Raw genomic sequence first — 12653 nt, 5'->3', positions numbered from 1 at the left:
TCACTCCTGTTCATACATTTCATTAATATTTTGACGAATTACATCAAGTAGTTGCTCTTTTACTTCTGCTACTGTTACGTTTGATAATTGTACTGCCGCATTAGTAAAGTGACCGCCACCACCTAAATTTTCCATAATAATTTGGACATTAATTGAACCATTACTCCGAGCACTAATGCCAATCTGTTGATCCGTCCGCTTGGTAATGACAAATGCTGCATTAATCCCTGCCATAGAAAGTAATGTGTCCGCTGTTTTGGCAGCTGTGACACTATCATATTCTTTGTCTTCACTCCCGGCAACAACGACGGTATCTTTTGTGACATATTCGCTTTTAGAGATTAAGTTGTTCATTTCCAGATAGCTTGTAAGATCAGAACTTAATAGATATTGTACTAAAGATGAGTCTGCTCCACAAGTTCGTAAATAACTAGCCACATCAAATGTTCGCGCCGTCGTTCGTGTATTGAAACTTTTCGTATCAACCACAATTCCCGCCAACATCATGGTTGCTTCAAAGGCCTGCAGTTTATTTGCGCTATTACTTTGGTATTCGATCAATTCTGTGACTAATTCTGAAGCAGAAGAGGCAGAAGATTCAATATAAGAAAGCAAGGGTTTTGCTGGAAATTCGTCTCCTCGTCGATGGTGATCAATGATTACCACTTTATCAAAACGCTCATAGAGCTCTTGTGAGATCGATAGAGACGGTTTATGGTAATCTACCATAACTAATAAGCTACTTTCTTTCTTGCGCTTCATGGCCTCTTTAGGACTAATAATGCGCTCTTCTAATTCTGGGTACTCTTTAATCGCCTCTAACACTCTTTTGACATCGGGAATGATTTCATTTTCATCTAAAACAATCCACGCTTTTCGATTATTAAACGAAGCTAAACGAGCAACACCAAATGCTGAACCTAACGCATCCATATCTGGATAACGATGGCCCATAATATAGATGTCAGCTGATTCCGCAATAATTCCCTTAATTGCCATGCTCATTGCACGAGAACGTACTTGGGAACGTTTCGTCGTTACTGCCGTTTTTCCACCAAAAAATAACGGCTTCGCTTCATCTTTGGCTTCTTTTACAACCACTTGATCGCCGCCACGTACTAAAGCTGTATCTAGGTTTGTTTGAGCCGTGGTCCCGGTTTGATCTAAGGTTGGCCCCCCATAAGCAATCCCCATGCTTAACGTAATGGCTACTTCATGGTTAGCTGATTCCTTACGGATCGTATCCAAAATAGAAAATTTTTCGTCCATCATTTTTTGAATATCTTCCCATTGGGCAATGAAAAAATAACGTTCTGCGTTGATTCGCTTATAAAAAACTTTGTATTGGTCCATCCAATCAGAAACCATCGTCGTAATGAAACTATTCAAATAAGAAATTTCTTTCTCGTCCATTGTATCGGTGACATCATCATAATTATCGACAGACACAATGCCAATAGCCGTTTGCATTTCGACTTTTTCTTGATACAAATTACTTTCTTTAGTGATATCTTCAAAAGTAATTGTATGTTGTTCTTTATTGACGCTAAAGCGATAGGTATTTTCATCAATCGTAAAGATATCTTGGTTTCGTTCTGCTAATTCTAAATAGGACGTCACTTGGCTAGCGGTTAACGTTAGCTGATTGTCTTTATTAAAAATAGAAGCAGCATAAGGATTAAGCCATTCTACCGCGCGTGTTTCCCCGTTATACGTAATAATTCCCACAGGTACTTCATTCACAACATAATCCAACGATTGTTCAGCAATGGAACTTGCTTCTTGAATCTTTTCTACGTTTGTAATTTCTACATCTCTAATCAACAGCCGAATAACCACTAAGAGAAAGATATCTAATGCGATAATTACCGCCAATAGCAGCCATTTATTTGTTAGTAAGAAATAGAGGAGAAATTCTACTAAGAGAAGACCCACAACAATTAAGAAACCGTTTTTTTGAATTCTCTTCTTTTGCATTTTTTTGCCTCCAATCTTTCTGCAGACCTTTGAGGCGACTTGTTCCAACGAGCATATAGCTCTGGTGATTCACTAGTTATTTCATCCCTTATTTTATCACAAAACACTTCATTCTGCGAACCTTGTTATGTTTCACGTGAAACACTAGTCAAGATAAAAAAAACCAAAGAGCAAGCTCTTTGGTTCTGGAAATTGTCATAAAATTATTGTTCGTCACTAACGAATGGTAATAATCCCATGATACGTGCGCGTTTAATAGCAATCGTTAATTTACGTTGGTTTTTAGCGCCAGTACCTGTAACACGACGTGGTAAAATTTTGCCACGTTCTGAAATGAATCGTTTTAACAATTCAGTATCTTTATAGTCGATGTATTCGATGTGGTTTGCTGCGATGTAGTCGACTTTACGACGTTTACGTCCGCCTCTTCTTTGTTGTGCCATTCTTGTTCCCTCCTATCAAATTCGTTTAGAATGGTAAATCATCATCTGAAATGTCGATAGATGAACCTGAGCCACCAAATGGATCAGAATCTTTATCGAAATCAGGCATACCGTTATTGTTTTGCGACTGAGAAGATGATGGATTGAAACTATTGTTGTTGTTATTAAATCCAGAACCGGCATTGTTATTACCAAAGCTACGATTTTGTGATTGATAACCATTTTCGTTGTTATTAAAGCTACCGCCGCCAGTTCCTCTTTGTTCTGAAGCAGAACGAGATTCTAACAATTGGAAGTTTTCACAAACCACTTCAGTTACGTAGACACGTTGACCTTGTTGGTTCTCGTAGTTACGAGTTTGAATTCTTCCGACAACACCTAATAATGTACCTTTACGGGCATAATTAGCCATTGTTTCTGCGGGTTTACGCCAAATCACACAGTTGATAAAGTCTGCTTCACGGTCACCATTTTGATTCGTAAAGTTACGGTTTACAGCAAGTGTAAAGGTCGCAACAGCTGAACCACTCGCGGTGTAACGTAAGTCAGGATCTTTTGTCAATCTTCCGACTAATACAACGTTATTAATCATTCAAAACATCTCCTTTCGTCAATAAATGTTTCATGTGAAACAAATTATGCTTCTACCTTCACGATCATATGACGGATAATATCGTCATTGATTTTTGCTAAACGATCAAACTCGTTGATTGCGCCAGCTGTTGATGGAGAAGTAACGTTAACGATATGATAGATGCCTTCACGGAATCCGTTCATTTCATATGCTAAGCGGCGTTTTTCCCAATCTTTAGATTCGATAACTTCTGCTCCGTTATCTTTTAAGATTGTGTCGAAACGTTCTACTAAAGCAGTTTTTGCTTCTTCATCAATGTTCGGACGAATAATGTACATGATTTCGTACTTCGTATCTTGACTCATTGATTTTCACCTCCCTATGGACTTCAAGGCTCTTAGTTGGCTAAGAGCAAGGAGAACATACCTAAAAAGGTAGTTCACAATCTCTAATTATATGCTAATTGATGGACAAAAGCAAGAAATAGTTTTGAAAAGCCCCAATAAAAAAGTTTCGCCAACTGGCGAAACTTTTTTATGTTATTCTTCTGTTTCTGATGTTGTTTCGTTTTCTGTTGTTTCTACAACTTCAACGATTTCTTCTTCCACTTCTTCTGGTTCTACAACAGCCATTGTTACCACTTTGGCACCATCTTCCATTCTCATTAAACGAACCCCTAATGTTGCGCGTCCTGTTTGAGAAACAGAATCAACGTTAAAGCGGATAATGACGCCTTTGTTCGTAATCAATAAGATATCTTCATCCCCATTGACCGTGGTTAAACCAGCTAATGGACCATTTTTCTCAGTGATATTTGCTGTCTTAATCCCTTTACCGCCACGTCCTTTAACTGGATATTCAGAAGCTTTTGTACGCTTACCATAACCATTTTCAGTAATGACTAGGACTTCTTTATTTTCATCCAGAATCGCTGCGCCGACCACATAATCATTTTCGCGGAGACGGATTCCCCGAACACCGGATGCTGTCCGGCCCATATCACGTACAGTATTTTCATCAAATGTGACAGAGTATCCTGCATGTGTTCCGATAATCATCTTCTGATTGCCATTAGTCGTTACCACGTTAACTAACTCATCATCTTCTTTTAAGCTAATGGCGATTAAACCATTACTACGGATATTAGAAAAGGCTGTTACGGCTGTCCGTTTGACGGTTCCTTTTAAGGTTGTGAAGAACAAGTATTTACCTGCTTCCGCTTTGCCCTCAACAGAAATAATCGCTTGAATTTTTTCTGCAGAATCAATTCCCAGTAAGTTAATCACTGGAATTCCTTTTGCTGTTCTACCGTATTCAGGGATTTCGTAACCTTTTGCTCGGTAAACTTTCCCAGTGTTCGTAAAGAATAATAACGTGTCGTGTGTTGAACAAGAAACTAGGTTTTTCACGAAATCATCATCATGAACGCCCATGCCTTGGACACCACGTCCGCCACGGCGTTGCGCCCGGAATTCAGAGTTTGCCATCCGCTTAATGTAGCCGTTATTGGTTAATGTAATCACGACTTCTTCTTCTTCGATTAAATCTTCATCTTCAAGACTTAAGACTTCACCTACTAATAATTCTGTGCGTCGTGCATCACCAAATTTTGTGCGAACGTCATTTAACTCTGTTTTAATGATTTCAATGACGCGTTCTGGGCGGGCTAAAATGTCCTCTAAGTCCGCAATGAATTTCAATAGCTCTTGATATTCATTTTCAATTTTGTCGCGTTCTAAGCCTGTTAAACGGCGTAAACGCATATCTAAAATCGCTTGCGCTTGACGATCTGAAAATTCAAAGCGTTCAATTAACGTTGCTTTTGCTTCGTCATCTGATTGTGACCCACGGATAATGGCAATGATTTCATCGATATGATCTAAGGCAATTCGTAGACCTTCTAAAATATGCGCCCGTGCTTCTGCTTTGTTTTTGTCAAAAATCGTCCGGCGAGTAATGACTTCTTTTTGATGCTCGACGTAGTTTTCTAAAATACGTTTCAAGCTTAAAATTTTCGGTACACCTTTTTCAATGGCTAACATGTTAAAACCAAAAGATGTTTGTAAGGCAGTCATTTTGTACAAGTTGTTTAACACAACAGAGGCACTCACATCTCGACGAACATCGATGACAATCCGCATGCCTTCACGAGAAGATTCATCCCGCAAATCGGTAATTCCTTCAATTCGTTTATCTCTGTGTAATTCAGAAATTCGTTCGATTAATTTGGCTTTATTCACCATATAAGGCAATTCAGTTACTAAAATACGTTCTTTTCCATTCGGCATTTCAGTCAATTCAACTTTTGCACGAACTGTAATCGAACCTTTCCCCGTTTCATATGCTCGGCGAATCCCTGATTTCCCCATCACTAAACCGCCTGTTGGAAAATCTGGTCCAGGTAACACTTCCATCAATTCATTCGTCGTTACATCAGGATTGTCCATCAATAAACTTGTTGCATCAATCACTTCACTTAAATTGTGTGGTGGAATATTTGTTGCCATCCCCACCGCAATCCCCGTTGTTCCGTTAACTAGTAAGTTTGGAAAACGAGCAGGTAAAACTACTGGTTCTTGTTCTGAATCATCATAGTTTCCTTGGAAATCGACTGTATTTTTGTTAATATCTCGTAGCATTTCTAAAGCAATTTTACTCATACGTGCTTCGGTATAACGCATAGCGGCAGCGCCGTCACCATCGACAGAACCGAAGTTTCCGTGGCCGTCAACTAACATAGCCCGATAACTAAAAGGTTGTGCCATCCGCACCATTGATTCGTAAATCGCACTGTCCCCATGGGGGTGATATTTACCCATAACATCCCCAACAATCCGGGCTGATTTTTTGTGTGGTTTATCAGGGGTTACCCCTAATTCGTTCATTCCATATAAGATTCGGCGATGAACAGGTTTTAAACCGTCACGAACGTCAGGTAACGCGCGGGCTACGATAACACTCATTGCGTAGTCAATGAAAGATTCTTTCATTTCGCTGGTCAGATTGACGTCTTGAATGTTTTCTTTAATTTCTTCACTCATGAATTTTTTCCCCTCTAAATATATGTTCTAGCGTCTCTTACAACGTTGCGACACATTAAATATCCAAGTTTTTCACGTAATGGGCATTTTCTTCGATAAACGCACGACGTGGTTCCACACGATCGCCCATTAGCATTTCAAAAATTTGGTCAGCTTCAATGGCATCATCGACACTCACTCGCGCCATTAATCGTTTTTCTGGGTCCATTGTTGTTTCCCAAAGTTGGTGATCATCCATTTCACCCAACCCTTTGTAACGTTGAACACTTGGTTTTGGTGAAGCAGGTAATTCTTCTAACACTTTTGCTAGTTCCTCTTCAGCATGTTTGCCCGGTTGAACGTAGGTGATGTTTTTCCCTTGTTTCACACCATATAGTGGTGGTTGGGCAATATACACATAACCAGCTTCAACAATTGGCCGCATGAAGCGATAGAACAAGGTTAATAACAACGTTCGAATATGCGCACCATCGACATCGGCATCGGTCATAATCACTAGTTTGTGATAACGTGCTTTAGAAACATCGAAATCTTCGCCGAAGCCTGTTCCCATAGCTGTAAATAATGACCGAATTTCTTCATTGGCTAAAATTTTATCCATGCTGGCTTTCTCGACATTCAAGATTTTCCCACGAATTGGTAAAATGGCTTGGAATTCACGGCTACGGCCTTGTTTTGCTGAACCGCCGGCCGAGTCTCCTTCGACGATAAATAATTCGCATTTTTCCGGATCTTTACTTGAGCAATCAGCCAGCTTCCCTGGCAAGTTGCTAATTTCTAAAGCGCCTTTACGACGGGTGACTTCACGGGCTCTTTTAGCGGCTAAACGAGCTTTTGAGGCCAACATACCTTTTTCGACAATTTGTTTACCGACTGTTGGATTTTCCATCAAGAATTTTGTAAAGTATTCTGAGAATAAACGATCCGTGACGGTCCGTACTTCTGAGTTTCCTAATTTCGTTTTGGTTTGTCCTTCAAATTGAGGATCTGGGTGTTTGATGGAAACCACTGCGGTTAAGCCTTCACGAACATCTTCCCCAGTTAATTTTTCATCGTTTTCTTTCATCAATTTTTGTTTACGTGCATAGTCATTAATCACACGTGTTAAAGAAGTTTTAAAACCAGATTCATGCGTTCCGCCTTCATAAGTATGAATATTGTTGGCAAAACTTAAAATATTTGAGTGGTAGCCATCTGTATACTGCATTGACACTTCCACTGTAATATCTTGTTGCTCTCCTTCAATGAAGATTGGCTCTGGGAAAATAACGTCTTTATTGGCATTTAAATGCTCAACATAACTCTTAATCCCGCCTTCATAGTGATACTCTTTTTTATCTTCTTGTCCTTCACGACGGTCTTCAATTGAAATGTGTAAGCCTCGATTTAAAAAGGCTAATTCACGAACCCGTGTTGCTAATTTATCAAAATCATAAACGGTTGTTTCTGTAAAAATTTCAGGATCTGGAATAAAGTGAACAGTGGTTCCGTGGCGATCCGTTTCTTCGATAACTTTTAGGTCATCAACAACCGCACCACGACGATATTCTTGGTAGTACACTTTGCCATCTTTATAAACACGAACATCTAAACTGGTCGATAAAGCATTAACAACAGAGGAACCAACACCGTGCAAGCCACCTGATACTTTATAGCCGCCACCGCCAAATTTCCCGCCGGCATGTAGCACTGTAAACACTGTTTCCACAGCTGGGCGACCTGTTTTGGCTTGAATCCCGACTGGAATTCCACGACCATCATCGATAACAGTAATACTATCGTCTGGTTCGATAATTACTTGAATTGATTTAGCAAATCCTGCTAAGGCTTCGTCGATAGAGTTGTCAACGATTTCCCATACTAAGTGGTGTAACCCTTCGCCACTAGTAGAACCTATGTACATACCAGGACGTTTCCGGACAGCTTCTAAGCCCTCCAAAACTTGAATCTGACTAGCGTCATATTCTTGCGCACGTTCTCTCATGTTTTTTTCTTCTTCTGTCATGTCGCTGAATTCCTTTCTATCTTGCCTTGTTGAACATAAAAAATATCTGGTTCAACTGTTAGCTTGTCTTTTATGTGATCTAAACTAGTTGTCGTTAAGAACGTTTGAACTTTGCCTTCAATCGTTTCTAACAAGTGAATTTGACGTTCATTATCTAATTCACTCATGACATCATCTAGTAATAACACAGGATATTCTCCTGTTTCTGAATGCATCAAATCAATCTCTGCCAATTTAATACTTAAAGCTGTCGTTCGCTGTTGGCCTTGTGAGCCATACGTTTGAACATTTTGACCATTGACAATAAACAGCAAATCGTCACGATGAGGGCCTAAAAAAGTATTCGCTTTAAACAATTCACGCTTACGATTGTTCATTAATTGTTGGAGCAATTGATTTTGAAGTGCTTCTAAGGAAAGATCCGTGTTGTCAATTGGGATGCTTGATGCGTAGTCAATGGTGAGCGTTTCGCGTCCATGACTAATTTTTTGATGGAGTAAGTTTGCCCAGTGTTCTAATTTTTTAAGAAAACCTAACCGAGCGTATAGAACTTTCCCGCCAAATTCAGCTAGCTGCTCTGTCAAAATATCGAGATAAACAGTATCTGTTTGTTTCTTTTCAGCTAGTTGTTTTAGGTATTGGTTCCGTTGCTTTAAAACAGACTGATATTGGACAAGATCATAAAGATAAATAGGACTCACTTGTCCGAGTTCCATGTCAATAAATTTCCGGCGGACTTGAGGTGAGCCTTTCACCAAAGATAAATCTTCTGGGGCAAATAAAATAACATTCAATTGCCCAATGTACGCACTGAGCCTTTTTTGCTCAATGTGGTTAACCTTGGTTTTACGTCCTTTGTTGGAAATTAAAATTTCCAACGGCACGGTGCCTGTCTTTTTTTCAACTACGCCACTAATTTTAGCTGCTGCTTGTTCCCAGCCAATTAATTCTTTTTCATTGCTGGTTCGATGACTTCGTGTCATTGCTAGAACATAAATGCTTTCTAACAAGTTGGTTTTTCCTTGGGCGTTTTCGCCTAAAAAAAGATTTAACGTTTTTGGAAAATCTAAGCTGACTGTTTCATAATTACGATAATGCTGAAGTGTCAGCTCATTCAGCCGCATCGTCGGACTCGTTTCCGTTTTTCACCATAAAAAAAGTACCTTCTTCAGGTATCTCAATCATCATGCCCGCATAAAGTTTCCGTCCGCGACGATTTTCCAACTCGCCATCAACAAACACGCTATTGTCTGCCAAATACCATTTGGCTTGGCCGCCACTACCAATGACGTTGATTTCTTTAAGAAACTGACCAAGCGTTATATACTCAGTTGCTAAAACAAACGTTTTTTTCAATGTGCATCCCTCTTTTTTCTAATACGTTCTCATATATATTATACCCTTTTTCATAAGAGAAAACAAATTTATCTGTCTAATTTTCATTCTAAGCAATTTTAATTCTAAATGACCGAAAATATTATTAGGATAAAAAAACTCTTAAAAAGCATTTTAAAACGGAAATTGATATTTTTTTGAGAAAAAAGGGGCCTGATTTGGCAGAAATGACGAGTAGCGTTTAACTAAAAAACAATTTGGGGTAACTCAAAGACAAACGAAGAGGGCATGCATTGAAGAAAAGTAGCTTGTAGAGGTCTGAGCGTCGTTTTAAGCAACGTAAACTTCTTTCACTAGGAAATGTTCATAAAAAAATGAACAGCTCTTAAACGAAAAATTAAAGGGCTTTTTTCTTTATCCACGAAAAAAAAAAAGCAGAATTTATTCGTCAAACGATAGTTCAAACATTCACAATCATATTAGCGTAAAAGCTATTCTAGTTTTAAAAAGCTTATCTAGCAGCGTTTATCGGCTTTAAATAGACGACAAAAAAGAACCTTCGGCGATCATAGTGATTTTCCGAAGGTCTTTTTTAAACATGATTAATTTGTACGAACCGGTGTAATTAGTTGAATGAAATCTAGTTCTGTTTCGGTTGGCTCCAATGTAAACGGACGAATTGGAGAAAGGAATTTCACGGTAATATTCATATCGCCAAACGCTCGCAACGCATCTTTCATATAATCTGGGTTGAAAGAAATATCCAACGCTTCACCAGAAACATTTTCATAGTTTAACGCTTCTTCGACTTTTCCAATTTCAGGTGAATTTCCATATAAAACAACAGAATCTGTTGAAATTGAAAGGCGAACAATATTGTTACGTCCTTCATGAGAAAGTAAAGAGGCACGTTCGATTGCTGAAAGCAATTCTGGTACATAAAATTCAATTTGCGTGTTATGGCTAGTTGGAATTAAACGGTTGGTATCAGGATAATTTCCTTCTAACAAACGAGAATAGAAGTACATTGTTTCTGTTTTAAATAGCACTTGGTTTTCCATAATGCTGATTTCAACCATTTCTTCTTCATTGGTTAATGAACGAGAAAGTTCAGTTAAACTTTTTCCTGGAATTACAATGTTAAAGTCTTCTACTGCTTGTTCTGTCGGGATCACACGTTGACTTAAACGATGTGAATCTGTCGCAACGGCAAGTAATTTTTGATTTTCTAAAATAAAGTGGACCCCAGTTAAAATTGGACGACTTTCGTGCATCGAGACAGCAAAACCTGTTTCACTAATAATTTTTGTCAATAAATGAACAGGTAATTTCATTTGGTTTTGAGTATCAATTACTGGTAAGTGCGGATAATTGTCAGCATCTAATCCATTAACCGTAAAATCAGCTTTTCCTGAAGTAATTGCAACTTGATTGTTATCTAGAACTTCCATTGTGAACATATCTTCTGGTAATTTACGAATAATTTCGCCAAAGAAACGAGATTGTAAAACGATGCTACCTGTGCGTTCAATGGTCATTTGAGCTTTTTCATCATCTTTACTTAAAAAACTTTCAATTGAAATATCCGCGTTACTCCCAGTAAGTGATAAGCCATCTTCTGATAACACAATTTTAACACCCGTTAAGATTGGAATCGTTGTTTTAGAAGAAATTGCTCGTTGAACAGTTTGTAATTCTTGTAAAAAGACACTTCGTTTGACCGTTAATTTCATAATGTAAACTCCTTTTTAAGTATTTTCAATACGTTCTAATTTTGTACGCCACTGTTTTGTATATTATATATAAATAAATAATAAAAGTAATAGGGCATGTTGATTCTGTGGAAAAGTCAAAAGAGCATTGTTTTTACTAAGTTATCCACTTGTGTATAAGTTGTGGATAACTTTGTTCTTTTTTGTTTAGTTTTCCACATCCTAAGAGTTCAATAAATTTTTAATTTCACTGACTTCTTTTTGAATCGCTGGATCTTTTTCCAATAATTGCTGAATCTTTTCGTGCGCATGAATCACCGTTGTATGATCTTTGCCGCCAAATTCGGCACCAATTTTTGGCAAGGAATTGTCGGTCATTTCTCTAGCAAGATACATTGAGATTTGACGAGGAACCACAATTGTTTTCACTCGTTTTTTCCCTTTTAAATCCTTAAGAGGCACATGATAATATTTGGATACTTCTTCTTGAATTTGTAAGATGGACAATTGATTTTTACTACCAACTGATTTTAGAGATTTCAAGGCGTCCGCCGCTAAACTAGTGGTAATATCTTCTCCATTAATAGTTGCAAAGGCTTGAACGCGGACCAAAGCACCCTCTAATTCACGGATGTTGGAATCAATTTGACCAGCGATATAACTTAGTGTATCATCCGGAATTTCTAAACGCTCGGCATCTGCTTTTTTGCGCAAAATTGCAATCCGTGTTTCTAAATCAGGCGGTGTGATATCGACAGACAAACCCCAAGCAAAGCGAGAAACTAATCGTTCAGGTAATTTTGGAATATCATTAGGCGGGCGATCACTTGTTAAAACAATTTGTTTATTTTCATTGTAAAGATCGTTGAAGGTATGGAAAAATTCTTCCAATGTTGCTTCTTTTTCCGCCAAAAATTGAATATCATCGACTAATAATAAGTCAACATTGCGATATTCTTTCCGAAATTGTTCGGATGTCTTTGTTTGAATTGAGTTGATAAATTCATTCGTAAACGTTTCGCTACTAACATATTTGACTTTGGCATCTGGTTGATTCACTAACATTTGATGACCAATGGCATGCATCAAATGGGTTTTCCCTAACCCTACACCACCATAGAAGAAAAGGGGATTGTAAATCGAACCCGGATCCTCGGCAACAACAAGCGCTGCAGCGTGCGCCATTTGGTTTCCTTTACCAATAACGAAGGTGTCGAAAGTGTACTTAGGATTAAGCATCGCTTTTTTACTTTGTTCACTAAAAACAACTTCTTCTTCGGCAGGTTCTTCGAGTTCTTGTGCCAGTGCTGCGTCTTTTTCATCGGCAACAACAAAATGGGGCATCACTTCTGCACCGGTCAATTTAAATCCAGTTTCGACAATTTTTGCCGAAAGATTTTTTTCCCAGTAATCACGATGAACTGCAGAAGGGACTTCTAGCCACAATTGATTGTTGTCTAATTTCAAAGGGCGTGTGGTTTTAATCCAAGCATCAAAACTTGGCGCCGACAAAATCGCTTGATAGGCTTCTTCAAGGCTATGCCAAAAACTTTCCACGTCGGGCAT

Annotated in this window: 10 protein-coding genes; all 10 read right to left on the bottom strand. The window is 38.5% G+C overall.

Annotated features, from left to right (window positions below):
* The 10 genes from MKZ30_RS00050 to dnaA all read right to left on the bottom strand — a co-directional run bounded on the left by MKZ30_RS00050 (nt 1) and on the right by dnaA (nt 12653).
* A complete protein-coding gene (locus MKZ30_RS00050; RefSeq protein ID WP_002356022.1) occupies nt 1-1977 on the bottom strand; it encodes a DHH family phosphoesterase in 1977 nt (658 codons plus the stop codon).
* A gap of 203 nt (nt 1978-2180) precedes the next feature.
* Nucleotides 2181-2420, bottom strand: a complete 240-nt coding sequence (gene rpsR, locus MKZ30_RS00045) for a 30S ribosomal protein S18 (RefSeq protein WP_002356021.1) — start codon at nt 2418-2420, stop codon at nt 2181-2183.
* A gap of 25 nt (nt 2421-2445) precedes the next feature.
* Nucleotides 2446-3012, bottom strand: a complete 567-nt coding sequence (gene ssb / locus MKZ30_RS00040) for a single-stranded DNA-binding protein (protein WP_002364599.1) — start codon at nt 3010-3012, stop codon at nt 2446-2448.
* A gap of 44 nt (nt 3013-3056) precedes the next feature.
* Nucleotides 3057-3359: a 30S ribosomal protein S6 gene (gene rpsF / locus MKZ30_RS00035; RefSeq protein WP_002356019.1), complete on the bottom strand. Its 303-nt coding sequence runs from the start codon at nt 3357-3359 to the stop codon at nt 3057-3059.
* A 174-nt stretch (nt 3360-3533) separates the two neighbouring features.
* The gene (gene gyrA, locus MKZ30_RS00030; protein WP_002361457.1) at nt 3534-6035 is read right to left on the bottom strand and encodes a DNA gyrase subunit A; all 2502 of its coding nucleotides are present in this window, start codon (nt 6033-6035) and stop codon (nt 3534-3536) included.
* A gap of 55 nt (nt 6036-6090) precedes the next feature.
* Nucleotides 6091-8040: a DNA topoisomerase (ATP-hydrolyzing) subunit B gene (gyrB, locus tag MKZ30_RS00025; RefSeq protein ID WP_002359210.1), complete on the bottom strand. Its 1950-nt coding sequence runs from the start codon at nt 8038-8040 to the stop codon at nt 6091-6093.
* Nucleotides 8037-9164 carry a DNA replication/repair protein RecF gene (gene recF / locus MKZ30_RS00020; protein ID WP_002356016.1) on the bottom strand — a complete coding sequence of 376 codons (1128 nt, stop codon included), beginning with the start codon at nt 9162-9164 and terminating at the stop codon, nt 8037-8039. The genes gyrB and recF overlap by 4 nt, the downstream gene beginning before the upstream one ends.
* On the bottom strand, nt 9151-9396 hold the full coding sequence (yaaA, locus tag MKZ30_RS00015; protein WP_002356015.1) for a S4 domain-containing protein YaaA: 246 nt from the start codon (nt 9394-9396) through the stop codon (nt 9151-9153). The genes recF and yaaA overlap by 14 nt, the downstream gene beginning before the upstream one ends.
* Nucleotides 9397-9977: 581 nt before the next feature.
* Nucleotides 9978-11108, bottom strand: a complete 1131-nt coding sequence (gene dnaN / locus MKZ30_RS00010) for a DNA polymerase III subunit beta (protein ID WP_033601253.1) — start codon at nt 11106-11108, stop codon at nt 9978-9980.
* A gap of 201 nt (nt 11109-11309) precedes the next feature.
* Nucleotides 11310-12653: a chromosomal replication initiator protein DnaA gene (dnaA, locus tag MKZ30_RS00005; RefSeq protein WP_002356013.1), complete on the bottom strand. Its 1344-nt coding sequence runs from the start codon at nt 12651-12653 to the stop codon at nt 11310-11312.

Origin of the sequence: Enterococcus sp. LX10, from assembly GCF_023539285.1 — a bacterium.
Lineage (GTDB): Bacteria > Bacillota > Bacilli > Lactobacillales > Enterococcaceae > Enterococcus > Enterococcus faecalis.
This window is presented reverse-complemented; position numbering and strand designations above follow the sequence as displayed.